The organism is Methylobacterium sp. J-059 (genome assembly GCF_022829485.1).
Taxonomy (GTDB): domain Bacteria; phylum Pseudomonadota; class Alphaproteobacteria; order Rhizobiales; family Beijerinckiaceae; genus Methylobacterium.
Map to the genome: position 1 here is coordinate 81,562 of NZ_JAKSYA010000158.1, position 25,338 is coordinate 106,899.

Annotated in this window: 22 protein-coding genes; 13 read left to right on the top strand and 9 right to left on the bottom strand. The window is 72.5% G+C overall.

Annotated features, from left to right (window positions below; translation table 11 throughout):
* Positions 1-315: 315 nt before the first annotated feature.
* Both MKK55_RS24055 and MKK55_RS24060 read right to left on the bottom strand, forming a co-directional pair.
* Entirely contained in the window at positions 316-933 is a 618-nt protein-coding gene (locus tag MKK55_RS24055) for a flavin reductase family protein (protein ID WP_243938004.1), read from the bottom strand.
* Between the two features lie 11 nt (positions 934-944).
* Positions 945-1,508, bottom strand: a complete 564-nt coding sequence (locus MKK55_RS24060; protein ID WP_243938006.1) for a nitroreductase — start codon at positions 1,506-1,508, stop codon at positions 945-947.
* Between the two features lie 201 nt (positions 1,509-1,709).
* Here MKK55_RS24060 and MKK55_RS24065 point away from each other — a divergent pair, with 201 nt between their 5' ends.
* Positions 1,710-2,627: a hypothetical protein gene (locus MKK55_RS24065; protein WP_243938008.1), complete on the top strand. Its 918-nt coding sequence runs from the start codon at positions 1,710-1,712 to the stop codon at positions 2,625-2,627.
* 15 nt (positions 2,628-2,642) lie between these two features.
* On the opposite strand, the gene thrS is transcribed toward MKK55_RS24065, so the two are convergent.
* Entirely contained in the window at positions 2,643-4,670 is a 2,028-nt protein-coding gene (gene thrS, locus MKK55_RS24070; protein WP_243938009.1) for a threonine--tRNA ligase, read from the bottom strand.
* A gap of 215 nt (positions 4,671-4,885) precedes the next feature.
* The gene (locus MKK55_RS24075; RefSeq protein WP_147726248.1) at positions 4,886-6,475 is read right to left on the bottom strand and encodes a catalase; all 1,590 of its coding nucleotides are present in this window, start codon (positions 6,473-6,475) and stop codon (positions 4,886-4,888) included.
* Positions 6,476-6,635: 160 nt separating this feature from the next.
* Between MKK55_RS24075 and MKK55_RS24080 the strand changes: the two genes are divergently transcribed.
* The 4 genes from MKK55_RS24080 to ilvA all read left to right on the top strand — a co-directional run bounded on the left by MKK55_RS24080 (position 6,636) and on the right by ilvA (position 11,006).
* Entirely contained in the window at positions 6,636-7,574 is a 939-nt protein-coding gene (locus MKK55_RS24080) for a LysR substrate-binding domain-containing protein (protein ID WP_147842090.1), read from the top strand.
* A 119-nt stretch (positions 7,575-7,693) separates the two neighbouring features.
* Positions 7,694-8,752 carry an AbrB family transcriptional regulator gene (locus MKK55_RS24085; protein WP_243938011.1) on the top strand — a complete coding sequence of 353 codons (1,059 nt, stop codon included), beginning with the start codon at positions 7,694-7,696 and terminating at the stop codon, positions 8,750-8,752.
* Positions 8,753-8,770: 18 nt separating this feature from the next.
* Positions 8,771-9,115 carry a diacylglycerol kinase gene (locus MKK55_RS24090; RefSeq protein WP_147842088.1) on the top strand — a complete coding sequence of 115 codons (345 nt, stop codon included), beginning with the start codon at positions 8,771-8,773 and terminating at the stop codon, positions 9,113-9,115.
* A 283-nt stretch (positions 9,116-9,398) separates the two neighbouring features.
* Entirely contained in the window at positions 9,399-11,006 is a 1,608-nt protein-coding gene (gene ilvA, locus MKK55_RS24095) for a threonine ammonia-lyase, biosynthetic (protein ID WP_243938013.1), read from the top strand.
* Positions 11,007-11,136: 130 nt separating this feature from the next.
* Here ilvA and MKK55_RS24100 read toward each other — a convergent pair whose 3' ends face one another.
* The 3 genes from MKK55_RS24100 to MKK55_RS24110 all read right to left on the bottom strand — a co-directional run bounded on the left by MKK55_RS24100 (position 11,137) and on the right by MKK55_RS24110 (position 14,268).
* Positions 11,137-11,796, bottom strand: a complete 660-nt coding sequence (locus MKK55_RS24100; RefSeq protein ID WP_243938015.1) for an MgtC/SapB family protein — start codon at positions 11,794-11,796, stop codon at positions 11,137-11,139.
* A gap of 74 nt (positions 11,797-11,870) precedes the next feature.
* Complete coding sequence (locus MKK55_RS24105; protein ID WP_147842085.1) at positions 11,871-12,824, bottom strand: EcsC family protein; 954 nt, start codon at positions 12,822-12,824, stop codon at positions 11,871-11,873.
* A 10-nt stretch (positions 12,825-12,834) separates the two neighbouring features.
* Complete coding sequence (locus MKK55_RS24110; RefSeq protein WP_243938017.1) at positions 12,835-14,268, bottom strand: AmpG family muropeptide MFS transporter; 1,434 nt, start codon at positions 14,266-14,268, stop codon at positions 12,835-12,837.
* 297 nt (positions 14,269-14,565) lie between these two features.
* Here MKK55_RS24110 and MKK55_RS24115 point away from each other — a divergent pair, with 297 nt between their 5' ends.
* Together MKK55_RS24115 and MKK55_RS24120 are read left to right on the top strand one after the other, a co-directional pair.
* Positions 14,566-15,654, top strand: coding sequence for a PAS domain-containing protein (locus MKK55_RS24115; RefSeq protein WP_147842084.1), 1,089 nt, complete (start codon positions 14,566-14,568; stop codon positions 15,652-15,654).
* On the top strand, positions 15,651-16,073 hold the full coding sequence (locus MKK55_RS24120) for a response regulator (RefSeq protein WP_243932163.1): 423 nt from the start codon (positions 15,651-15,653) through the stop codon (positions 16,071-16,073). Before MKK55_RS24115 ends, MKK55_RS24120 begins: the two co-directional genes overlap by 4 nt.
* A gap of 7 nt (positions 16,074-16,080) precedes the next feature.
* Here MKK55_RS24120 and mutS read toward each other — a convergent pair whose 3' ends face one another.
* Both mutS and MKK55_RS24130 read right to left on the bottom strand, forming a co-directional pair.
* On the bottom strand, positions 16,081-18,732 hold the full coding sequence (mutS, locus tag MKK55_RS24125) for a DNA mismatch repair protein MutS (RefSeq protein ID WP_409566120.1): 2,652 nt from the start codon (positions 18,730-18,732) through the stop codon (positions 16,081-16,083).
* A 226-nt stretch (positions 18,733-18,958) separates the two neighbouring features.
* Entirely contained in the window at positions 18,959-19,249 is a 291-nt protein-coding gene (locus MKK55_RS24130) for a hypothetical protein (protein WP_147729502.1), read from the bottom strand.
* Positions 19,250-19,428: 179 nt separating this feature from the next.
* On the opposite strand from MKK55_RS24130, the gene hrpB reads away from it, so the two are divergent.
* The 6 genes from hrpB (at position 19,429) to MKK55_RS24160 (ending at position 25,299) form a co-directional block, all read left to right on the top strand.
* Entirely contained in the window at positions 19,429-21,912 is a 2,484-nt protein-coding gene (gene hrpB, locus MKK55_RS24135; protein ID WP_243938021.1) for an ATP-dependent helicase HrpB, read from the top strand.
* 113 nt (positions 21,913-22,025) lie between these two features.
* The gene (locus MKK55_RS24140; RefSeq protein WP_147844603.1) at positions 22,026-22,493 is read left to right on the top strand and encodes a PaaI family thioesterase; all 468 of its coding nucleotides are present in this window, start codon (positions 22,026-22,028) and stop codon (positions 22,491-22,493) included.
* 7 nt (positions 22,494-22,500) lie between these two features.
* Positions 22,501-23,079 (top strand): DUF1285 domain-containing protein, encoded by a 579-nt coding sequence (locus tag MKK55_RS24145; protein ID WP_243938023.1) that lies wholly within the window; start codon positions 22,501-22,503, stop codon positions 23,077-23,079.
* A complete protein-coding gene (locus MKK55_RS24150) occupies positions 23,076-23,756 on the top strand; it encodes a CoA pyrophosphatase (protein ID WP_243938026.1) in 681 nt (226 codons plus the stop codon). The genes MKK55_RS24145 and MKK55_RS24150 overlap by 4 nt, the downstream gene beginning before the upstream one ends.
* Before the next feature lie 38 nt (positions 23,757-23,794).
* Positions 23,795-24,052 carry a DUF6111 family protein gene (locus MKK55_RS24155; RefSeq protein ID WP_147843531.1) on the top strand — a complete coding sequence of 86 codons (258 nt, stop codon included), beginning with the start codon at positions 23,795-23,797 and terminating at the stop codon, positions 24,050-24,052.
* On the top strand, positions 24,052-25,299 hold the full coding sequence (locus MKK55_RS24160) for a CCA tRNA nucleotidyltransferase (protein ID WP_243938027.1): 1,248 nt from the start codon (positions 24,052-24,054) through the stop codon (positions 25,297-25,299). Before MKK55_RS24155 ends, MKK55_RS24160 begins: the two co-directional genes overlap by 1 nt.
* Positions 25,300-25,338: the final 39 nt, after the last annotated feature.

The window sequence follows — 25,338 nt, forward strand, 5'->3', positions numbered from 1 at the left end:
ACAAGCTTAACGCTGAAGCTGGGCGATCGTTCCGAAGGTTCCGTGGCGAAGCGGACCCCAGGGGGAGATTCCGTGCCGGCATTCGCGCCCGGCGAAGGTTAACGAAGCGCCGGCAAGACCGGGGTTCGGGCCTGCGCTCCGCCTCAGGGCGCGTCGCCACCGCACGGGGATGCAGGGGCGCGTGCCGGCGATGAGGGTCTAAGCTTTCTTCGAGCGCGCACGGGTCTTGCGCACACGACCCTGCGCGGGCGGAGATCCGTCGAAGGGCGCCGGGCTGCAGAGCCCGAGCGCGCGCCTGTTCCGCTTCCCGTCGCGTCAGCGCGCGGTGTAGTCGCCGGCGCCCTTGGGGCGCTGCATGGCGAACTTCGCGTCCGGCCCGATCTTGAAGTAGTCGAAGTAGCCGCCGCGCATGATCGGCTGCATCGCGGCCGTGTCGACGAGGCCGTCCTTCACGAAGCGGTCGTCGATGTAGATCGAGACCACCTGCCCGATCACCAGGAAGTTGGCGGCCTCGCCCCCTCCGAGCGGAACCAGCGGCACGGTCTGCAGCCACCGGCATTCGAGGGCGGCGGCGGCTTCCGCCACCCGGGGCGCGCGCACCTTGCGCGACGGGGCCGTGGTCAGCCCCGCGAAATCGAACTCGCTCTCGCCGCGCGGCAATGGGGCCGAGGAGGCGTTCATCGGCTCGCGCAGATCGTAGGTGGCGAGGTTGCAGACGAAATCGCCGCCCTCCTCCGCGAAGGTCAGCGCGTCCTTGCGGCCGGTGGAGGAGAACGCGACCATGTCGTCGCCGACCGCGTTGAAGAACGAGTACGGCGCGAGGTTGAGCTTCCCGTCGCGGCTCATGGCACTGATCCAGCCGATCGGCCGCGGCGCGACGATCGCCTTCAGCGGGTTGTGCGGCAGGGTGCGGTCGTCGGGGGCGTAATGCATTGGTGCGAGCCTTACAGGCGCGTGACGATCTCGGCGAGGTCCGGCCGCGGCCGGTCCGCCGGGATCTCCTCGGGGGCACCGATATGGATGAAGCCCGCGAGCTTCTCGCGCGGGTCGAGGCCAAGGGCTTCGAGCACGCGGCGATCGTAGGCGTACCATTCGGTCAGCCAGGCGGTGGCGAAGCCCTGGGCGTTGGCCGCCACCACGAGGTTCATGCAGGCGGCGCCCGCCGACAGGACCTGCTCCCATTCCGGGATCTTCACGTGCGGCCCGGCCCGCGACACGACCGCGACGACGACCGGCGCGTGCGCGAGGCGCTTGGCCTCGAGGTCGAGCCGCGCGGCGTCGGCCTCCGGGTTGTCGGCGGCGTAGGTCTTCGCGATCACGGCCCCGATCCGCTCGCGCGCCGCGCCCGCGATCACGATGAAGCGCCACGGCGCGAGCTTGCCGTGGTCGGGCACCCGCGAGGCCAGCGTCAGGATCGTGTCGATCTGCTCCGGGCTCGGTCCCGGGTCCGTCATCCGCACGGGCGGCACCGAGCGGCGGGTGCGCAGCATGTCGAGGGTGGCGTTCATCGGGGCGTCTCGGCTGGCCGGTGCGGGGCGGTCCCGCGATCGCGCCGGGATTTCGCACGGGTGGGACCGGCTGGGAAGTCGGGCAGCTTGGCGCGGGAAGCGCGAGGACCCTCGGCGGCCTTGCGCTCGCCACGGTCCGGGATCACACGGGCGAGACGGTGACGTTCGGCCGGTTCGGCCTTTGGGGAGAAGGCTTGCGACATGCGCGGACGAAGGCTCGGGCCCGGATTGGCGCTGCTGACTGCGGTCGCGCCGCTCGCAGCCGCGGCGCAGTCGCCGGACCCCTTCGGCAACCGCCTCGGCGGCGGCCTTCCCTCGCCCTCGATCACGACGCCGGACCTGCCCCCGAGCCAGCCCGAGGGCGAGGCGACCCTGTCGCTCTCCGCGCTGCTGTCGGGGATCGGCCAGCCGCTGCGGTCCGGCCTGGTCTGGCGGATCTACGAGGACCGCACCGACGGCGTCCGGCCCGCGATCGTCGCGCGCTCCACCGACCCGGCGCCGACGTTCAAGCTCGCGCCGGGCGCCTACGTCGCCTCCGTGACCTACGGCTTCGCCAGCGCGACGAAGAAGATCGCGATGTCCGGCCAGCCCGCGACCGACACCCTGCGGGTGGCCGCCGGCGCGCTCAAGCTGTCCGGCGCGATCGGCGACACCCGGATCGCTCCGGCGCAGCTCTCCTTCTCGGTCTTCGTGCCGATCGGCACCAACTCGGAGGGGCGGCTGGTGCGCAGCGGCGTCAAGGCCGGCGAGCTGCTGCGCCTGCCCGAGGGCACCTACCACGTGGTCTCGACCTACGGGGAATCGAACGCGATCCAGCGCGCCGACCTGAAGGTCGAGAACGGCAAGGTCACCGACGCCACCCTCAACCACCGGGCCGCCACGGTGACGCTGAAGCTCGTCACCAGCCCCGGCGCCGAGGCCTTCGCCGGCACGGCCTTCTCGGTGCTGACGCCCGGCGGCGACACCATCCGCGAGGCGATCGGCGCGTTCCCGCAGGTCACCCTGGCGGAGGGCGACTACGTGCTGATCGCCCGCCACGACGGGCAGGTCTACACCCGCGAGTTCAAGGTCGAGAGCGGGCTCGACCGCGACATCGAGGTCCTGGCGAAGGCGGGGTGAGCGGGCGCCGGCGCCTTAGGGCGTCGGGCTCTCGCCATGCTGCCCGTCGAGCACCGTGCCCGTGCTCGGCACGCTCTCGGCGACGGCCTCGGCCCGGCGCAGGTCGGGCGAGGTCGCCTCGGCGACGAAGCTCGCCACCGCCTCCGCGAGCGGCAGCGTCCGGGTCTGCTGGCTGCCCAGCCGCCGGATCGAGACCGTGCGCTCCTCGGCCTCGCGCCGGCCGAGCGCCAGGATCACCGGCACCTTGGCCAGCGAGTGCTCGCGGACCTTGTAGTTGATCTTCTCGTTGCGCAGGTCCGCCTCGACCCGCAGGCCGGCCCGCGTCAGCGCCCGGACGACCTCCGCCGCATAGGCGTCGGCTTCCCCGGTGATGGTCGCGACCACCACCTGGACGGGGGCGAGCCAGAGCGGGAAGTGGCCGGCGAAGTGCTCGATCAGGATGCCGGTGAATCGCTCCATCGAGCCGCAGATCGCCCGGTGCACCATCACCGGCGGCACCTTCTGGCTCTCGGCATCGACGTAGAACGCGCCGAACCGCTCTGGCAGGTTGAAGTCCACCTGCGTGGTGCCGCACTGCCAGTCGCGCCCGATCGCGTCGCGCAGCACGTACTCGAACTTCGGCCCGTAGAAGGCGCCCTCGCCCGGGTTCACCTCGGTGCGGATGCGCCCGCCCGACTGCGCCTCGATCTGCGCCAGCACGCGGGTCATCACCTCCTCGGCATGGTCCCACAGGGCGTCCGAGCCGACCCGCTTCTCGGGCCGGGTCGAGAGCTTCACCACGATCTGGTCGAAGCCGAAATCGGCGTAGGTCGAGAGGATCAGGTCGTTGATCGTGAGGCACTCGTCGGCGAGCTGGTCCTCGGTGCAGAAGATGTGCGCGTCGTCCTGCGTGAAGCCGCGCACGCGCATCAGCCCATGCATCGCGCCCGACGGCTCGTAGCGGTGCACGACGCCGAATTCCGCCATGCGCAGAGGCAGGTCGCGGTAGCTCTTCAGACCGTGCTTGAAGATCTGAACGTGGCCCGGGCAGTTCATTGGCTTCAAGGCGAACCAGCGCTTGTCCTCGGCCTCGTCGCCGGCGCTTTGGGCCGCGAACATGTTCTCGCGGTACCAGCCCCAATGGCCGGAGGTCTCCCATAGGGCCTTGTCGAGGATCTGCGGCGCGTTGACCTCGGCGTAGTCGCCCTTCAGGCGGCGGCGCATGTAGGCGATCAGCTCCTGGAAGATCGTCCAGCCCTTGGCGTGCCAGAACACGACGCCCGGCCCCTCCTCCTGGAAGTGGAACAGGTCCATCTCCCGGCCGAGCCGGCGGTGGTCGCGGCGCTCGGCCTCCTCCAGGCGGTGGAGATAGGCGTCGAGCTCCTCCTTCGTGGCCCAGGCGGTGCCGTAGATGCGGGTCAGCATCGGGTTGCTCGAATCGCCCCGCCAGTAGGCGCCGGCGACCTTCATCAGCTTGAAGGCCGGCCCGACCTTGCCGGTCGAGGTCATGTGCGGGCCGCGGCACAGGTCGAACCAGTCGCCCTGGCGGTAGACCTTCAGGTCCTCGCCCGGCGGGATCGCGTCGACCAGCTCGACCTTGTAGGCCTCGCCCCGGTCGGCGAACACCTTGCGGATGTCGTCGCGCTTCCAGACCTCCTTGGTGAAGGCCGCATCGCGGGCCATGATCTCGCGCATCTTCGCCTCGATCGCCGGGAAGTCGTCCGGCGTGAACGGGGTGTCGCGCGCGAAGTCGTAGTAGAAGCCGTTCTCGATCACCGGGCCGATCGTCACCTGCGTGCCCGGCCACAGCGCCTGAACGGCCTCAGCCAGCACGTGGGCGCAGTCGTGGCGGATCAGCTCCAGCGCCCGCGGGTCGGTGCGGTCGAGGAACTCGATGCGGGCGTCGCGCTCGATCGTGTCGGACAGGTCGGCGACGACGCCGTCGAGCGCCATCGCGACGGTGCGCTTGGCCAGCGATTTCGCGATGCCTTCGACCACGCTCCGTCCGGTCACGGCCTCGTCGTAGCCGCGGGTGTTGCCGTCGGGGAATGTCAGGATGGGCATCGTCGCGGTGTCTCCGGGCTCACTCCTGCGTACGCGGCAGGTAAGCGCAAACGAGGGTCGGTCCCCGCGCGGGGCGCGGGAGCGGCCGTTTAGACCGTTTCCGGGCGGGAGGAAACGCCGCGCCGCGCGGCGGCGCTGGCGCCAAAGAAAGAACCCCGCGCGGTCCTTCGACCGCGCGGGGCTGATGTCGTCGTCCGCGCGAAGCGCGAAGCGGGCTACTCGGCGGCGATCTGGTGCGCCTGCGAGCCGTCCGTGTAGGTCTCGGGCGTCAGGCGCTTGCCCGGCGCGGCGCGCCCCGGCAGCGGCGGCAGCGCCAGCGCCTTGGCGAGGTCGATCCCGGCCCCTTCCGCGACCCGGCGGCCGTAATCGGCGTCGGCATGCGAGAAGTGCCAGACCATCCGCAGCTGGATCGCCTCGGGGCACTGCTTCATGTCGCCGACGAGGTTGGCGATCAGGTCGTCGCGCTCCCAATCCTGGAACGAGCGGTAGCGCACGCCGGCCTGGGTGTAGTCGTCCTCGGTGCGGGAGGTCTGGTAGCGGCCGAGGTTGCCCTGCACCGGCTGGTGGTAGTCCTTCGCGGGCTTCGGCGCCTCGCGCAGGCCCTCGGCCAGCGTCGAGGGCTCGTAGTTGATGTGCTTGTTCGGGCCGGTCCCGTCGACGCCGTAGGTCATCTGCCCGTCGCGCTGGTTCGAGTAGACCTTCACGCCCGGCTGCGGCGCGTTGATCGGCAGCTGCAGGTAGTTGGCGCCGACCCGGTAGCGCTGCGTGTCCGAGTAGGACAGCGTCCGGCCCTGGAGCATCTTGTCGTCCGAGAAGTCGATGCCGTCCACGAGCACGCCCGTGCCGAAGGCCGACTGCTCGACCTCGGCGAAGAAGTTGTCCGGCACGCGGTCGAGCACCATGCGGCCCACGGGCAGCAGCGGGAAGTCCTCGACCGGCCACAGCTTGGTGTCGTCGAGGGGATCGAACGACAGGTGGTCGTTCGGGCCGTCCGGCATGATCTGCACGCAGAACTCCCACTCGGGGAAGTTGCCGGCCTTGATGTTGTCGTAGAGGTCACGCGTGGCGTGGCCGACGTCCTTGCCCTGGATCTCGGCCGCCTGGGCCGAGGTCAGGTTGCGGATGCCCTGCTTGGGCTCCCAGTGGAACTTGCAGAGCACCGCCTCGCCCTGGTCGTTGACCAGCTTGTAGGTGTTGACGCCGGAGCCTTCCATCTCGCGATAGTTGGCGGGGATGCCCCACGGCGACTTCAGGTGCGTCACCATGTGGATCGCTTCAGGGTGCTGCGCCACGAAGTCGAAGAAGCGCCACGCCTCCTGGCGGTTCGTCACCGGGTCCGGCTTGAACGCGTGGATCATGTCGGGGAACTTGATCGCGTCGCGGATGAAGAAGACCTTGAGGTTGTTGCCCACCAGGTCCCAGTTGCCGTCGACGGTCTTGAACTTGACCGCGAAGCCGCGCGGGTCGCGCTCGGTCTCCGGGCTCTCCTTGGCGCCGGCCACGGTGGAGAAGCGCACGAACATCGGCGTCTTCACGCCGGTCTCGTTGAGGACGCGGGCGCGGGTGTACTTGGAAGCCGGCTCGTTGCCGATCTTGCCGTAGGCCTCGAAGTAGCCGTGGGCGCCGGCGCCGCGGGCATGCACGACCCGCTCGGGGATGCGCTCGCGGTCGAAATGCGTGATCTTCTCGATGAACTGGTAGTTCTCGAGCGTCGCGGGACCCCGCTCGCCCACCGTGCGCGTGCTCTGGTTGTCGCGGACCGGGTGGCCCTGGCGGGTCGTCAGGATCGGGCGTTGATCGCTCATGCGAAGAATCTCTCCGTGGTGGTGACGAGGCTCGAGGATCGGCGCCTGCGCCCGCGAACGAGGGGACGCCGTTTCCTGGAATCGTTCCGGGCTCTCCTTATGCGCCACTCCGAACCCATTAGCCAATGCATCGTCGCAAAGGGTATGATAGACAAAAACTATGAATCTTGCCGGCCTGTCGCTCCGCGACCTCGAATACGTGGTCGCCATCGCCGACGAGGGGCATTTCGGCCGGGCGGCCGAACGCTGCAACGTCAGCCAGCCGACGCTCAGCGTCCAGGTGCGCAAGCTCGAGGGCGCGCTCGGGCTCGTGCTGTTCGAGCGCTCCAACCGGCGCGTGCTGATGACGGCGCCGGGCCAGATCATCGTGCGTCAGGCTCGCGCGGTGCTGGCCGAGGCGCAGCGCCTGCTCGCGCTGGCCAGCGAGGGCCGCGGCGCGCCGCTCACCGGTAGGCTCGTGCTCGCGGCGATCCAGACGCTCGGGCCGTACTTCTTCCCCCTGGTGCTGCGGACGATGCGCCAGGAATTCCCGATGCTGGCGCTGGCCCTCAGCGAGGGCCGCACCGCCGACATCCTCGCCTCCCTCCGCGACGGGCGGGTCGACGCCGCCCTGGTGTCGCTGCCCCTGCCCGCCTCGGGGCTCACCGTCTCGCCGCTCTTCGTCGAGCCGTTCCGCCTCGCCTGCCCGGCCGACCATGCGCTCGCGCAGGGCGGGGCCCTGCGCGCCGCCGATATCGCCGGGCCGGACCTGCTGCTCCTCGACGAGGGCAACTGCCTGCGCGACCAGGCGATCGCCGCCTGCGGGGCGGGCAGCGCCGCCGGGCGCCATGCCACCAGCCTGGAGACCCTGCGCTCGATGGTGGCGGCCGGGGCCGGCTACACCCTGCTTCCCGCCCTCGCCGTCCCGTCCGGCCCCGATCCGAGCGGGCTCACCGTGATCCGCGGCTTCGACACCGACGGGCCGGGCCGGACCATCGCGCTGGCCTGGCGGGCGAGCGACCCGCGGGCGCCGGGCCTCGCCGCGTTGGCCGCCTTCTTCCGCGCCCAGGCGCCGGCCGGCACCGCCGCCTGCCGCGAGGCGACGATCGCCGCCGGGTGACGAACGGGTCGCACAGGGCTGGGTTGTGCGCCCGTGCGCGTGACAGGCCGGGCGACAGGGTGTAGCGCGGCGCCAGGATCGCGGACCGCCATGCGATCGATCGAACCTGGCGCGTCGCCTTGCCTTTTCCCGCACGGACCATCGCCCTCTGGGCGGCGCTGATCGCCGCCTCGGGCCTGCTCGGCTTCGGCCTGAAGCTCGGGCAGTTCCCGGCCGCGTTCCTGCTCGGGCCGATGATCGCGGCGATCGCGTTCGGGGTGCGGGGGGCGCCGCTCCGGATGCCGCGGCCGGCCTTCCAGGCCTCGCAGGCGATGATCGGCTGCATGGTGGCCCACGCCATCACCGCGGAGATCACCAAGACCCTGATCGCGGACGGCCCGCTGATCCTGCTCGTGGTCGGCGTCACGGTGCTCGCCGGCACCCTCGTCGGGCTGGTGCTCACGCGCCTGCGGGTGCTGCCCGGCACGACCGCCGCCTGGGGCTCCTCGCCGGGCGGGGCGGCGGCGATGGTGGCGATGGCCGAGGAATACGGCTCCGATCCCCGCCTCGTCGCCTTCATGCAGTACGTGCGCGTCGCCGCCGTGGTGCTCTCGGCCTCGCTGGTGGCGCGGCTGCTGACCGATTCCGTGGCGGCCGGCCCGCCGCCGGCGGTCGCCGAGGCGGCGACCGTGCTGCCGGTGCTGGTCACGCTCGCGGTCGCGGCCGGCGGCGCCGGCATCGCGCTGTGGCTCCGCCTGCCCGCCGGCGCGCTGATCGGGCCGATGCTGCTCGGCGCGGCGCTTCACGCGACCGGCGTCGCCAGCATCACCCTGCCGCTGCCGATCCTCGAGCTCGCCTACGCGACGATCGGCTGGTACGTCGGCCTGCGCTTCACCCGCGAGACCCTGCGCGCGACGCTGCACGCGCTGCCCGGCATCCTCGTCGCGACGCTCGCCGTGATCCTGCTCTGCGCCGGCTGGGCGCTCGGGCTGACGCACCTGCTCGCGATCGACTTCCTCACCGCCTTCCTCGCGACCAGCCCCGGCGGCCTCGACTCGGTGGCGATCATCGCGGTCGGCTCGAAGGTCGACGTGTCGTTCGTGCTCGCGGTGCAGACGCTCCGGCTGTTCGTGGTCCTGATCACCGGCCCGGTGCTGGCCAAGTGGATCGCCCGCGCGGTGCCGCAGGAATCTGCTTGAATGGACGAGGCGGCGTGAATGCACGCGCTCTGGCTCGCCTTCCTGAATTCCTGGCGCGGCCTCGTCCACGGCGCCCGCACCGAGCGCGCCGTGCGGCTCGAGCTGGCGCTGCTCGTCGTCGGCGTGCCGGCGGCCCTCGTGCTCGGCGCGAGCCTCTGGGTCCGCGTCGCGCTGATGGCGACGCTTCTGCTGATGCTCGCCGCGGAGTTCCTCAACACCGCGATCGAGAAGCTGTGCGATCACCTCCATCCCGGCCGCCACCCGCGGATCGGCACGGTGAAGGACCTCGCCTCGGCCGGGACGTTCTCGGCGCAGGCGATCGCCGCCCTGGTCTGGGTCGCCGCGCTGATCGACCGGCTCTGACGCCGCGGCGTTCCCGCCATCGTCGCTCCCGAGCCGGGACCGTGCGGACTGCCGAGCGAGCCTTCACCATGACGCCGTCGCTCGGACGCTCGCGGAACGCCCGAGCCGGCGTCCGGATCGTCACGAAGCCGCTCGCGCTCCGACGTCCCGCCCGGGCGGCGGTGCGGACCATGGTCCCTGCCGCACGTCCGGCGGTCTCCGGCATCCGGGGCCGGGCAGGCATGCGGGGCCGAGCGGGGGCGCGCGCTCGCATCTTGCGCGGCAAGCGGCTATTGCCGGCCGCATGTCCGACACCGTGAAACCCGCAAGTCCTCCGGCCGAACCGGCACCCGACTACATCCGCAAGATCCTCACCGCGCGGGTCTACGACGTGGCGATCGAGAGCCCGCTCGATCCGATGCCGCGCCTGACCGTCCGGCTCGGGCGGCCGGTGCTTCTGAAGCGCGAGGACCTGCAGCCGGTCTTCTCGTTCAAGCTGCGCGGCGCCTACAACAAGATGTCCGGGCTCTCGCCCGAGCAGCTCGCCCGCGGCGTGATCTGCGCCTCGGCCGGCAACCACGCGCAGGGCGTGGCCTTGGCGGCCGCGCGCCTGCAGGTGCGGGCGGTCATCGTGATGCCGCGCACGACGCCCGCGATCAAGGTCGACGCCTGTCGCGCCCGAGGCGCCGAGGTGATCCTGCACGGCGACGCCTTCGACGAGGCGCTGAGCGAGGCGCGGCGCCTGGAGGCCGAGCAGGACCTCACCTTCCTCCACCCCTTCGACGATCCCGACGTGATCGCCGGCCAGGGCACGATCGGCATGGAGATCCTGCAGCAGCATACCGGCCCGATCGAGGCGATCTTCGTGCCCGTCGGCGGCGGCGGGCTCGCGGCGGGAATCGCGACCTACGTCAAGTACCTGCGGCCGGAGACCAAGGTGATCGGCGTGGAGCCGGACGACGCCGCCTGCATGGCCGAGGCCCTGAAGGCCGGCGAGCTCGTGCTGCTGCCGAGCGTCGGGCTGTTCGCCGACGGCGTCGCCGTCCGCCAGGCCGGGGCCGAGACGTTCCGGCTGTGCCGCCAGCACCTCGACGAGGTCATCACCGTCGACACCGACGCGATGTGCGCGGCGGTGAAGGACATCTTCGACGACACCCGCGCGGTGTCCGAGCCGTCCGGCGCGCTCGCGCTCGCCGGCGCCAAGCTCTACGCCGAGCGCGAGGGCGGCGCCGGCACGCTCGTCGCGATCTCCTCCGGGGCGAACCTCAACTTCGACCGCCTGCGCCACATCGCAGAGCGGGCCGAGCTCGGCGAGGAGCGGGAGGTCCTGCTCGGCGTCACCATCCCGGAGAAGCCCGGCGCCTACCGGGCCTTCATAAGGGCCCTGGGACCGCGCGCGATCACCGAGTTCAACTACCGCTACGCGCCGGGCGCGCAGGCCAGGATCTTCGTCGGCATCAACCTGCCCGGCGGCCGGCCCGAGAAGCGCGACCTCGTCGCGGGCCTCGTCGCCGGGGGCTACGACGTCCACGACATGAGCGACAACGAGATGGCCAAGGTCCATGTCCGCTACATGGTCGGCGGCCGCGTCTCGGGCCTGGCGCACGAGCGGCTCTACCGCTTCCAGTTCCCGGAGCGGCCGGGCGCGCTGCTGAAGTTCCTCGACGCGCTCGGCGAGGACTTCAACATCACCCTGTTCCACTACCGCAACCACGGTGCCGATTACGGCCGGGTGCTCGCCGGCATCGCCGTGCCCCCCGACGCCAAAGGCCGTTTCGACCGGGCTGTCGAAGCTCTCGGCTTCCCGTGCTTCGACGAGACCGAGAACCCTGCCTACCGGATGTTCCTGGACGGCGAGCCCGCGGCGGCCAAGACCGGCATCGCCGGCTGGTTCGGGCTCAGGAAGGCCTGAGCGACCTCGGGTCCGGCGCGCCCCGAGCATTTTCGAGCGAGGCGGCTCCCGGCTCGCGTGAAGAAAATGCGACTTCACAAGATGAGCATCTTCGAGCGAGGTGGCTCCCGGCTCGCGTGAAGACGGTGCTCTAGCGCTGCGCCGTCTCGACGCTGACGACGTCGGGGTTCGCCCGCAGGGTCTCGGCGATCGCCTCGACGCTGGTCGCCGACAGGCGCACGAACGCGACCTCGATCTCGTCGAGGGCGGGGTCCTCGGCGGTGCGCGCCACGAACTGGCGCACCCGCGAGGCCCGTTCGCCGGTCGCCGCGTGCAGGGTGTCGATCGACAGCGTCCCGCGCTTGGCGACGAGGCGGAGGGTCCGCGTCTGCATCCGGTCGCGCCAGCGCTCCTCCAGCGGCTTCACGCCCGCGAGGATCGCGACGACGAAGGTCGTGGTCGCCACCGCCGGGACGTAGAGCCCGCCGCCGATGGCGAGCCCGATCGCCGCCACCGCCCACAGGCTCGCGGCGGTGGTCAGCCCCTTCACGACCTCGCCGCGCAGCAGGATCGTGCCCGCGCCGAGGAAGCCGATCCCAGAGACCACCTGCGCCGCGACGCGCGACGGGTCGAGGACGACGTTCCGGGCGCCCAGCGCGTCGGCGAAGCCGTAGGTCGAGACCAGCATGATCAGGCACGAGCCGACGCAGACCAGCATGTGCGTGCGCAGGCCGGCCGCCCAGAGCAGGCGCTCACGCTCGAGCCCGATCACGCTGCCGAGCAGGGCCGCCAGCGCGAGCCGGCCGATCATCTCTCCGTTGCCGAGCAGGGCCGGTCTCCGTTCTGTCCCGCGATCCTCTGGGGACGATAGGCCGGTTCAGCCCGTCATGCGACGCCGAGCGCGGCCTTCTCCACCTCGTAGGCCGCACGCACGGTCGCCTGCCCGTAGGTGCGCTCCAGGCGCCGGACGGTGAAGTGGGCGCGGGCCATCGACTGGAAGTGGCTCATGAAGGCGGTGTTGACCGCCGCGCCGCCGAACGCGCCCAGCACCGGCACCGCCTGCGCGGCGACCTTCTGCGAGACCACGATGCCGAAGCGCGCCGCGATCTGCGCGGTGAAGCGGATCAGCGCCGGCGCCGACTGGTCGAGCAGCGTCTTGCTCCCGGCGTAGCGGGCGGCCTCCGCCATCGTCTTGGCGAGGGCTGCGCGCACCGCGAAGTAGCCGCTCTCGGTCAGGCCGGTGCCCTCGGCCGCGCCCGCCGCATCGCCCTTTCCGCCCAGCGCGAAGACCTGGACGCAGGCGAGCGCACCCTCCGGGTCGTCGAGGTCCTCGCCCTCCTCCCGCGCGATCTCGGCGATCGAGCGCAGCATCAGGGTGGTCGAGACCGGCAGCTCGACGGCCAGCGTCGCGAGGCCGAAGGCGCCTCCGAACGCCCCCGACAGCGCGGCCATGGCCTTGTGGTTGAAGGTGCTCGATCCGGTCAGGCTGCCGAGCAGCGCGCCGAGGCGTCCCTCCGGCTTGACGGCGACGCTCTCGATCTCGGTGCCGGCGGCCGGCGCGACCGCGACCTTCGGCAGGGTCTTGAGCGCGACGCGCAGCGCCCCGCGCATCGCCGCCTCGGTCGAGCGCCCGACGACCTCGGTCACCGGGGCCGGCAGGGACCGGCCGATCATGTCGAGGGGAGCGCCGGCGGCGGCCGAGAGCCGGGCGGCGAGGCCCGGCTGCTCCAGGGCGCGGACGGACCGGCGCAATGCCGCGAGGTCCGCCTCGCTCAAGGGACGCTCGATGGACTCGGTAGCGGCCGGAAGGACCTCACCGGTCAGCGCGATATCGCTCATGCATTCCTCCTCAAGCCTGGGTTCTCAGGGGCACGCCCGGCGAACCGGTAGGAAGCGGGACGGGCGCGGGAGGGTTCCCGTGCCCGCCCGCAGCGGCCATCCCCGCGTCGCCCGAGGCCGGCACGGGCCTGCGGCTCGGCGTTCTGCCGACGGCGAGGCAGAGCAGCACCACCGGGATGCCGACCGCCGAGGTCAGGACGAAGAAGGTCGGGTAGCCGAAGGCGGCGACGATGTAGCCGGCGGTGCCCGCGACGAGCTTGCCCGGCAGCGCATAGAGCGAGGAGAACAGGGCGTACTGCGTCGCCGCGTAGCCGGGGGTGGTCAGGCTCGACATGTAGGCGATCAGCGCGATGCCGGCGAAGGAGCCGCAGAAATTCTCGATCGAGATCGCCACCGTCAGCCGCCAGACCTCCGGCCCGCCGGTCGACAGCCAGGCGAAGGAGAGGTGCGAGGCGGCGGCGAGGAAGGCGCCGGCCAGCAGCGTCGGGAACATCCCGAATCGCGCCATCGCCCAGCCGCCCGCGAACCCGCCCGCGATGCCGACCCAGATGCCGTAGAGCTTGGTGACGGTGGCGATCTCCTTCAGGTCGAAGCCCAGCGTCCGGTACAGCGGGCTCGCCATCACGCCGGAGACGAAATCCGGCATGCGGTAGAGCGCGACCAGCACCAGCACGCCCCACAGGGCCGGCCCCATCCGGCCGTGCAGCTCGACCAGGGGCTCCAGCACGGCCTGGCGGATCGACAACAGCCGCGTCCCGGCCGCCTTCGGCGTCTGCGCGGCTGCGGCCGCCGGCTCGGGGCGCCGGGTGTCGAAGGCAGGCGCGAGCAGGGCCGCGATCAGGCCGACGAGCATCAGGGCCGCCATCGTCAGGTAGGCGAAGGTCCAGCCCTTGTCGGAGGCGATGAACAGCGCGCCGGCGCCCGCCGTGATCAGGCCGAGGCGGTAGCCGAGGTTCGAAGTCGCCGCGAGGATGCCCTGGAAGTCGGTGCCGGCGGCGTCGATGCGCCAGCCGTCGACGACCACGTCCTGGGTCGCGGCGCAGAAGGCGACGAGGAAGGCGCCGAGGCCGAGCAGCGCGAGGCTCGTCTGCGGATCGGCGAAGGCCATCAGCACCAGGCAGAGCGCCACCGCGACCTGCGTCGTCACCATCCAGGCGCGGCGGCGCCCAAGACGAGCGCTCAGCACCGGAACGTCGATCCGGTCGATCATCGGCGCCCACAGGAACTTCAGCGAGTACGGCAGCGCCACGTAGCTGAACAGGCCGATCGCCTTGACGTTGATGTCCGAGAAGGCGAGCCGCAGGGTGAACGTCCCGAGCACCAGGAGCAGCGGCAGCCCCGAGGAGAACCCGAGCGCCAGCATCAGGACGATGCGCCGATCCTCGACGAGGTCGCGGGCCCGCAGCCGTCGTGCGGGCTTGTCGGGTGCGGTGTCCATGGCCATGCGGTGGAACTCCTTGACGCCCTTCCGCCTTGATCCGTGAGAATCGTGGCAGCCTTGCGCCGCCCCCGCATCGGGGGCGATCCGTGCGGGATGCGGCGGCCGGATCATGGTCGATGTCTGCTTAACGCGACATCGCACATTTGCCTGGGTACAAGCGGGGCGGGGCGGGAACCTTGCCCCTGCGTACCTGTTCGGATGATGCGAGCGTAGCCGTTCCGCTCGCAACGGTCTGCCGCGCTGGCCCGGCGCGGCGGCCATCCCTGCCTCGAGGCTCCTCGCGTACCGATCGGTTACAGGATGATGGAGACCAGCGATCAGGCGGATTATCCGCTCGCTCCGGCGACATTCGCGCGGGCGTTCGACTCGAGCCCGACGCCGATGCTGCTCACGGGGGCGACGCACGACAACAACCCGATCGTCTGGGTGAACGAGGCCTTCCTGAAGCTGACCGGCTACGACCGCGACGAGCTTCTCGGGCGCAATTGCCGGATGCTGCAGGGCGCCGGCACGGACGCGTCGGAGGTCGCGCGCCTGCGCGCCGCGCTCGAGGCGGCCGAGCCGATCGAGTGCGAGCTCCTGAACTACCGCAAGGACGGCACCGCCTTCTGGAACAGCATGACCGTCAACCCGGTGCGAAACGCCGATGGACGGGTGACGTTCTTCTTCGCCGCGCAGGCCGACATGACCGACAAGCGCACCGTCGAGCAGGCGATGCGCGGCACCAACGACGAGCTGGAGCGCCAGGTCGGGCAGCGCACCGCCGACCTGCAGGCGGCCCTCGAGCAGAAGACCGCCCTGCTCCACGAGGTCGATCACCGGGTCAAGAACAACCTCCAGGTGATCTCGTCGCTGATGCTGCTGAAGGCCCGGCGCACGCCCGAGGGCGAGGCGCGCGATGCGCTCTCGAGCATGGCCGAGCGCATCGGCGCGCTCTCGACCGCCCACCGCATGCTCTACTCGGCCGGCGACGTCACCAAGTTCAACCTGTCGGACTTCACCGACGACTTCCTGTCCGATCTCAACGCCGGGCTCGATGCGGAGCGGACCCGGGTCGAGGCTCGGATCGACTCGATCGCCGTCTCCGCCGCGATGGCCGCGCCGCTCGCCCTGATGATCCACGAGCTGGCGACCAACGCCGTCCGCCACGCCTTTCCCGAGAACCGGAGCGGCCGCATCGGCATCACCGCGCAGCGCACCGACGCCGGCATGCACCTCACGATCGAGGACGACGGCGTCGGCCTCGATGCGGGGCCGGTGAACCCGGCGGGCTTCGGCCGGAACCTCGTCGAGATGGTGGTGCGACAGCTGCGCGGCACGATCACGTGGCGCGATCGGGCGCCGGGCACCGTCGTCGAGATCGACATTCCCCTGGCGGAGGACGCGTGAGCGCCCCGGCCCTGCGCATCCTCGTGGTCGAGGACGAGGCGCTGATCGCCCTCGAGCTCGAGTTCCTGCTCGACGACCTCGGCTACGTCACGGTCGGCATCGCCGCCAGCTCGGCCGAGGCGATCGCGCTCGGCCAGTCCACCGCACCCGACATCGCGCTCGTCGACATCCACCTCGTCGACGGGCCGACCGGCGTCGACGTCGCCCGCGCGCTCAGCGCCGACCCGCGCACGACGGTGGTGTTCATGACCGCCAACGCCAAGCGCATCCCCGACGACTTCGCGGGCGCCTTCGGCGTGATCTCCAAGCCCTATTCCGAGCGGGTCGTGGCGAGCACCCTCGACTACGTGGCCGGCTGCCGCGCCGGGCGCGTCCCGGCCCCGCCCTGCCCGGACGGGTTCTTCCGCGCGCCCGGTTGAGCCGGGCTCAGCCGGCGGCCGCCTCGCGCTCGCGCTTGAGCCGGTAGAGCGCCTCCATCGCCTCGCGCGGCGTCAGCGCGTCCGGGTCGATCGCGTCCAGCAGCAGGCCGAGCGCGTCGTCCGCCTCGACCGCCGGTTCCGGCAGAGGGGGCGGGGCGAGGCTCGCGAACAACGGCAGGTCGTCGATGCGCGGACGGCTGGGGCGCTCGCGCTCGGCCTTCTCCAGCCCCTTCAGGATCGCGCCGGCCCGCGCGACGACGCTGCCCGGAAGGCCCGCGATCCGCGCCACCTGGAGCCCGTAGCTGCGCTCCGCCACCCCCGGCACCACCTCGTGCAGGAAGACCACGCCGTCCCGGTGCTCGGCGACCTTCAGGGTGGCGTTGTCGAGCCGCGCCAGCCGCTGGCCCAGGGCGGTCAGCTCGTGGAAATGGGTGGCGAACAGCGCGCGGCAGGCGTTCGTCTCGTGCAGGTGCTCGAGGCAGGCCCAGGCGATCGAGAGCCCGTCATAGGTCGCGGTTCCGCGCCCGATCTCGTCCAGGATCACCAGCGAGTGCCGGGTCGCCTGGTTCAGGATCGCGGCCGTCTCGACCATCTCGACCATGAAGGTCGATTGCCCGCGCGCGAGGTCGTCGGCGGCGCCGACCCGGGAGAACAGGCGGTCGACGCGGCCGATCCGGGCCTGGAGCGCCGGCACGAAGGCGCCGATCTGCGCGAGCACGGCGATCAGGGCGTTCTGGCGCAGGTAGGTCGACTTGCCGCCCATGTTCGGGCCGGTGATCAGCCGGATGCGGCCGCGCCCCTCGCCCGAGAGGTCGCAATCGTTGGCGATGAAGGCCGCGCCGGATTTGCGCAGGGCCGCTTCGACCACCGGATGGCGGCCGCCCGCGATGACGAAGCTCAGCGACGCGTCGACCTGCGGCCGGCGCCAGTCGAGCTCCACCGCAAGCTCGGCGTGGCTCGCGGCCACGTCGAGGGCGGCCAGGGCCTCGGCGATGCCGCCGATCGCCTCGGCCTGCGCGACGATGCGGGCGGCGAGGTCGTCGAAGACGGCACCTTCCAGGGCGAGCGCCCGCTCGGCGGCCCCGGAGATCTTCTGCTCCAGCGCGCCGAGCTCGACGCTGGTGAAGCGCATGGCGTCGACCATGGTCTGGCGATGCACGAAGTCGCGCATCAGGCCCTTCAGGCAGGCTTCGCCGACCGATTGCGGCACCTCGATGAAGTAGCCGAGCAGGCCGTTGTGCTTGATCCGCAGCGTGCGGCACCCGGTCTCCTCGGCGTAGCGCGCCTGCAGGGCCGCCACGACCTTGCGCGAGTCGCTCCCGAGCAGGCGGGCCTCGTCGATGTCGGGATGGTAGCCGGCGCGGACGTATCCGCCGTCGCGGCGGTTCAGCGGCAGCTCGTCGGCGAGGCTCGCGCGCAGCATGTCGAGCAGGTCGCGATCGGCGCGGGCGAGGATGCCGGAGAGCCGCGCCAGATCCTCCGGCAGGTCGCGTCCGTCCGACAGGCGCGCGCCGAGCGCCAGCGCCACGTCGAGCCCGTCGCGGATCGCGGCGAGGTCGCGCGGGCCGGCGCGGCCGAGGCCGGTGCGGGCCAGCGCGCGGGGCAGGTCGGGCGCGCGGGCGAGCGCGTCGCGCAGCGTCGCGCGCAGGGCGCGATCCTCCACCAGCCGCGCCACCGCCTCGTGTCGCCGCGCGATGGCGGCGAGGTCGGTCAGCGGCCCGGCCAGATGCTCGGCCAGGAGCCGCGCGCCGTTGGCCGAGACGGTCCGGTCGATCGCGTCGAGGAGGCTGCCTGCCCGCTCGCCCGAGAGCGTGCGCGTGAGCTCGAGGTTCGCGCGCGTCGCCGCGTCGATCGCCAGCGTCGTCCCGGCCTCCTCGCGGGTCGGCACGCTCAGGGGCGCGCGGGCGGCGAGCTGGGTGCGCGCGACGTAGAGCAGCGCCGCTCCGGCGGCGGCGATCTCGGCCCGGGTGAAGGCGCCGAAGCCGTCGAGCGTCGCGACGCCGTACTGCGCGCGGATGCGGCGCTCGGCCGAGGCCGGCTCCAGCTCCGCCTGGGCCAGGGGCACCACCGCCGCCCGCGTCTCGGCCCAGAGCCGGGCGAGCGCCGGATCGGTGTGGATGGCCTCCGACAGGACGATCTCGCGCGGATCGTGGCGGGCGATCGCGCCGGCAAGGTCGGCGCCCGCAACCTCGCTCAGGGCGAAGCGCCCGGTGGAGATGTCGATCGCCGCGAGCCCGTAGGCGAAGGCCGTGTCCGAGACCTTGCGACGGCCGACCGCCAGAAGCAGGTTGGCGCTGCCCGGATCGAGCAGACGGTCCTCGGTGATGGTGCCGGGGGTGACGAGGCGCACGACCTCGCGGCGGACCACCGATTTCGGGCCCCGGCGCTTGGCCTCGGCCGGATCCTCGGTCTGCTCGCAGACCGCGACCCGGTGCCCGAGCCCGATCAGCCGGCTCAGATAGTCGTCGGCGCGCTCCACCGGCACGCCGCACATCGGGATGTCGGCGCCGCCGTGCTTGCCGCGCTTGGTCAGGACGATGCCGAGCGCCCGCGAGGCCGTCTCGGCATCGGAGAAGAACAGCTCGTAGAAGTCGCCCATCCGGTAGAACAGCAGGCAGTCCGGGTTGGCGGCCTTGATCTCGATGTACTGCGCCATCATCGGCGTCGGGCCGGCGACCTCCGCGGTGCCTGATCCGGCGACGTCGGCGAGGTTTCGGGCTGAGCTGCGGGCCATGAGACGGCTCTTAGCAGACGCGTCCGGGTTTGATCAGCGGCCGCCCGCCGGATCGCTGGGGAGAAGGCCGGACGCTGCCGGCGACGCGACGAACGAAGGAAGCCGGCGCCATGGGGCGCCGGCTTCCTCGCATCGCTCCGAGGCGGATCGATCAGTAGCGCGGGCCGCCGACCGTGTTGCCGAGGTTCTGCTGGTAGCCGCGCATCGCCGGGTTGCGCGCATTCGGGTTCCCGTGGCGCATGGTATTGCGGCGGCGCATCATGCGCTCGGCCTTGGTGGAGTGGTGATGACGGTAGTGGCGGCGATAGGCGACCGCGTCTGTCGTGCTGCCGGCGACGATGCCGGCCTGCGGCATCGCGGGCGCGGCGGAGACGGAGATCGACCCCAGGCCGAGGCCGCCGAGAAGCAGTCCGGTCGCAAGGGTCAAGGAAAGACGTGTCATCAAGAATTCTCCAGTCCGCGCTCATGCGCTGCCGGGCTATAAGTTCAAGCGCCTCAAGTCGTTCCAGGCATCGGCCGTGGAATCGTGCCGTCGAAGGGGGATTAATTTCTTGGCTAAATCGGGATTGTTCGCGGGCTTGAATCGTAACGCCGCCCGATCGTCACGGTAGGACGATCGCGATGCCATCCGCCCCGACGTCTGCTCTGTCCCCGCTCAGCCCCCTGCCGATCGATGCGGCGCTTCCCGCCCTGCGCGCGGCGCTGGCATCCTCGAACGCCGCCGTGCTGGTCGCTCCGCCGGGTGCCGGCAAGACGACGCGGGTGCCGCTCGACCTCCTCGACGCGCCCTGGCTCGGCTCCGGCAAGATCATCGTGCTGGAACCGCGCCGTCTCGCTGCGCGTGCCGCGGCCGATCGCATGGCCGGAACCCTGGGCGAGCGCGTCGGCGACACCGTCGGCCTGCGCGTCCGGCTCGGCTCGAAGATCTCGGGCCGCACCCGGATCGAGGTCGTGACCGAGGGGGTCTTCGGCCGCATGATCCTCGACGACCCGGAACTGTCCGGCATCGGCGCGGTGCTGTTCGACGAATTCCACGAGCGCTCGCTCGATGCCGATTTCGGCCTCGCCCTCGCCCTCGACGCGCAGGCCGGCTTGCGCGACGACCTGCGCATCCTGGTCATGTCGGCGACGCTCGACGGCGCCCGCGTCGCGCGCCTGCTCGGCGACGCGCCGGTCGTGGCGTCCGAGGGACGCGCCTTTCCGGTGGAGACCCGCTACGCCGACCGCGATCCGAACCGCCGGATCGAGGACGCGATGACGGACGCGATCCTGCGTGCACTGCGGGCCGATCCGGGTTCGGTCCTGGCCTTCCTGCCGGGCCAGGGCGAGATCCGCCGCGTCGCCGCGGCGCTGGAAGGCCGCGTCGGGCCCGAGGTCGCGGTCGCGCCGCTCTACGGCGCGCTGATGCCGGCCGAGCAGGACCGGGCGGTGTCGCCGGCCGCACCCGGCGCGCGCAAGGTGGTGCTGGCCACCAGCATCGCCGAGACCTCGCTGACGATCGAGGGCGTGCGCATCGTGGTCGATTCCGGCCTCGCGCGGGTGCCGGTCTACGAACCCGGGCTCGGGCTGACCCGGCTGGTGACCGCGCGCGCCTCCCGCGCCTCGGTCGACCAGCGCCGCGGCCGCGCGGGCCGGACCGAGCCCGGCGTGTGCTGGCGGCTCTGGGCCGAGGCCGGAACCAGCGCGCTCGAGCCGTTCACCCGCCCCGAGATCGTCTCGGCGGACCTGGCCGGCCTCGTGCTCGATTGCGCCGAGTGGGGCGTGACCGATCCCGGCACCCTCGCCTTCCTCGACCCGCCGCCGGCGCCCGCCCTGAACGAAGCGCGCGCGATGCTGCGCGACCTCGATGCGATCGACGCGGACGGGCGCCTCACCGAGACCGGGCGGCGCCTGCGCGCCCTCCCCCTGCCGCCGCGGCTCGCCCGCATGGTGGTCGCCGCCGCCGGCCTCGGCGCAGCGGCGGCCGCCGCCGACCTCGCCGCCGTCCTGGTCGAGCGCGGCCTCGGCGGCGACGCGGTCGACCTCGCCGACCGGGTCGAGCGCTTCCGCCGCGACCGCGGCCAGCGCGCGGCCGACATGCGCCGGATGGCGCAGGGCTGGGCACGGTCGGCCGCCGCATCCGGCGAGCGCGGGGCTCCCGAGCCGAGCGCCGGATCGTTGCTGGCGCTGGCCTATCCCGACCGGGTCGCGAAGGCGCGCGGGCGCGAGGGCGAGTTCGTGATGGCCAACGGCCGGGCCGGGCGCCTCGACCCCGCCTCCCCGCTCGCCCGCGAGCCGTTCCTCGTCGTCGCCGACATCGTCGGCGCCGCCGGCAACGCCCGCATCCTCGCCGCCGCCGCGATCGACCTCGACGCGATCGAGGCCGGCTTCGCCGACCGGATCGAGGGCGTCACGCAGGTGACCTTCGACGCGGCGGCACGGGCGCTGCGGGCCCGCAGCCTGCGCCGTCTCGGCGCCGTCACGCTCGGCGAGCGCACACGCCCGGTTCCGCCGGATCTCGACTCGGCCAAGGTCCTCGCCCGCGGCATCGCCGGGCTCGGCCTCGAGCGCCTGCCCTGGACCCCGGCGCTAACGCAGTGGCGCGCCCGCATCGCGTTCCTGCGCGCGGCGGAAGGCGGCGACTGGCGCGATCTGGCGAACGGCGCCCTCGCCGGGACGGTCGAGGACTGGCTCGCGCCCGCCCTCCTCGGCCGCCTCGGCCTCGACGCCGTCACCGCCAGCGACCTCGGCGAGGCGCTGCAGGGGCTGCTGCCCTGGCCCCTCCGGGCCCGCCTCGACGCCGAGGCACCGACCCATGTCGAGGTGCCGACCGGCTCGCGGATCCCGATCGACTACGAGGCCGAGGGCGGCCCCGTCCTGGCCGTGCGGGTGCAGGAGCTGTTCGGGCTGGCGACGCATCCGACCATCGGCCGGGTGCCGCTCGTGCTCCACCTGCTCTCGCCCGGCCACCGTCCGGTGCAGATCACCCGTGACCTCCCTGGCTTCTGGCGCGGCTCCTGGAGCGCCGTGCGCACCGAGATGCGCGGCCGCTATCCGCGCCACCCCTGGCCGGAGAACCCGCTGGAGGCGCCGCCGACCCGCCGCGCCAAGCCGCGCGGCACGTGAGCGCGAACGGCAGGTAACAGGTGACAGGTGACAGGTGACAGGCGGCGGGCGCGATGCGACCGTGACACGAAGCCGGGCGCGACCGCCCGCCGCGAGATCGAGACTCCGCCCGCATGCCGACCGAAGAACCGCAGAATCCTGAAGCCGGGCAGCCCGAGGGCGACGGCTGGACGCCGATCCACGACACCGGCTTCATCGCCCATGTCGGCCCGGTCTACGTCCGCGACGGCGCCTACGCGTTCCGGGCCGCCGACAAGCACGCCAACCTGATCGGCGTCGTCCACGGCGGGATGCTGATGAGCTTCGCTGACCGGGCGCTGGGCGAGACCGCGATGCGGGCGGCCGACGGGGCGAACTGCGTGACGATCCAGATGGAGATGCAGTTCGTCGACACCGCGCGGCTGGGCGACTGGATCACCGTGGCGCCGGAGGTGATCAAGCGCACCGGCTCGCTCGTCTTCCTGCGCTGCGAGCTTCGGCACGCGGCGCGCGTCGTCGGCGTCGCCTCCGGCGTCTGGAAGATCCTGCGCCGGCGCCCGGAGGCGCCCCCCGTTCCCGGACCGACCGGCGACGCTATCTGAGAGCGCCATGACCATCTCAGACGATCCGACCCTGAGCCGCCTCGGCGCGGCCCTGGCCGACCTGCCCAGGCGCGGCCTGCCGCCGGTCGAGACCTGGAACCCGCCCGATTGCGGGGCGATCGACATGCGCATCGCCGCCGACGGCACGTGGTTCCACGCGGGCACGCCGATCCGCCGCCCGAAGATGGTCAAGCTCTTCGCCTCGATCCTGCGGCGCGAGCCCGACGGCACCACCGTCCTGGTCACGCCGGTGGAGAAGGTCTCGATCGTGGTGGAGGATGCGGCCTTCCTCGCCGTCGAGATGGCGGTCGACGGCGCGGGCGAGGCGCGCCGCATCAGCTTCCGCACCAACGTCGACGACCTCGTGCCCGTCGACGCCGAGCACGAGCTCCGCTTCGCGCAAGGCGAGGCCGGGGCGCTCAAGCCCTATCTCCACGTCCGCCGCGGCCTCTGGGCGCTGGTGACGCGGGCGCTCACCTACGACCTCGTCGCCCTGGCCGAGGAACGCGACCTCGACGGCGCCCCCTGGCTCGGGATCGCCGCCGGCGGCCGCTTCCACCGCATCGCCCCGGCCGATGCGGCGTGAGCATCGTGGGCAGCCCGACCCGCGACGCGGACCTCGCCGACTTCCTGGCGCGCGCCGAAGCGCGTCTCGCGCGCGACCCGCCCGGGCCGGACGACCCGACCTCGAACCCGCGCGGCGACCACAGCCTGGAGCCCGACGGCAGCGCCGTGATCCCGCCGCCGCCCCATCGCCGGGCGGCCGTGCTGGTGCCGGTCGTCGCGCGCGACGCCGGCCTCGCGATCGTGCTGACGCAGCGCGCCGCCCACCTGCGCGACCATTCCGGCCAGGTCGCGCTGCCCGGCGGCAAGATCGACCCGACCGATGCGAGCCCGCACGCGGCGGCCTTGCGCGAGGCCGAGGAGGAAATCGGCCTGTTGCCGGAGCGCGTGCGGATGCTGGGGTACCTCGATCCCTACCTGTCCGGCACCGGGTTCCTGGTGGCGCCGGTGATCGGGCTGATCGACCCGGAGGCGCGCCTCGCGCCGAACCCGGCCGAAGTCGACGCGATCTTCGAGGTGCCCTTGGCGGTGCTCGCCGACCGCGCGCGCTACGAGCTGCGGATGCGGGTGTGGCAGGGGCGCGAGCGGCGATTCTACGCCCTCCCCTACGGCGAGCGGCTGATCTGGGGTGTGACAGCGGGCATCCTGCACAACCTCGCCGAACGGCTCGATTTCGGGCGGCCGAAGGCCCAATCTTAAGCCGCGCGGGGATCGCCCGCGCCCAACGATCGGGTGCCATGCTGCGTCGCTTCGTGGAGGAGTTCGGGCTCTTCCTGCTGCCCTTCGGGCTGTTCTTCGCCTACCTGCTGCTCGTCGGCCGCAACCCGCTGCAGCGGGCGCACTGGGACGCGCAGGCCTTCCGCCTCGTCCTGGCCGGCTTGGCCGTGGTGATCGCCTCGATGGTCGCCTCGGGCCTGTTCTCCGAGCGCCATGCCGCCGGCTTCGTGCCGACCCACATGGAGAACGGCCGCCTGGTGCCGGGCGAGTTCCGCTGATGCGCAGCCTCGACCCCGAGGGCCCGGCACGGCTGCTCGCCAGGCCGGAGGTGCGGGCGGCGCTCGGCGCCCTGGACCAGGCCAGCGAGGAGACCCGCCTCGTCGGCGGCTGCGTCCGCGACGCGCTCCTCGGGATCGACGCCGCCGACATCGACGTGGCGACGACGCTGCTGCCCGACGCCGTGATCGCCTGCGCGCAGGCGGCGGGCCTCAAGGCGGTTCCGACCGGGATCGAGCACGGCACCGTCACGCTGGTCGTCGCCGGCCGACCGGTCGAGGTCACGACCCTGCGCGAGGACGTCGAGACCGACGGGCGGCACGCGGTCGTCCGCTTCGGCCGCGACTTCGTGCGCGACGCCGAGCGGCGGGACTTCACGGTCAACGCGCTCTCGCTCGGGGCCGACGGCACGCTGCACGACACCACCGGCGGCCGCGCCGACCTCGCGGCCGCCCGCGTCCGCTTCATCGGGGACCCCGCGACCCGGATCCGCGAGGACGCCCTGCGCATCCTCCGGTTCTTCCGCTTCCATGCCCGCTTCGGCGAGGGCCGACCGGACGCGGACGCGCTCGCCGCCTGCATCGCCACGCGGGCGGCCCTCGACGGCCTGTCGCGGGAGCGCGTGCGATCGGAATTCCTGAAGCTTCTGGCCGGGCCGCATGCGCTCGAGGCGGTCGATGTCCTCGCCGAGACCGGCCTCCTGGCCCGCATCACCGGGGGCGTCGCCGAGAGGGGGCGTCTGTCGCGCGCGATCGCGGCCGGCGCTCCGACGATCCACCGGCTCGCCGCCCTTTCCGTGACGACGCGGGCCGATGCCGAGCGCCTCGCCGAGAGCCTGCGCCTGTCCAAGGCCGAGCACGTCGCCCTCGAGGCTTACGCCCGCGCCCTCGCCGCGCTGAAGACCCGGGCCGTGATCGACATTCCGGCGCTGCGGGCGCTCGCGGCCGAGCACGGAACGGCAGCCCTGGGGGCGGCGCTGGCCGTCGTCGCCGGCGAGCCGCGGCCGGTGATCGGGGCCGACGCCGCGGCTGCCTGGAGGGACATGAAGGACGGCCCGGCCCCGGTCCTGCCGGTGACCGGCGCGATCCTCGTCGCCCGCGGCATCCCGGCCGGGCCGCGGATCGGGCTCGCCCTGGCGGCGGCGCGCCGGCGCTGGCTCGACCAGGGCTGTCCCGTCGGCCCGGAAGCGGCCGAGGCGCTGATCGCGCACGTCCTCGACATGGAAAAGCCCACCGAACCGCACCGGTGACGGCGGTTCGAGCGGGCTTCGGGAGCCTCGGCCGAGAGC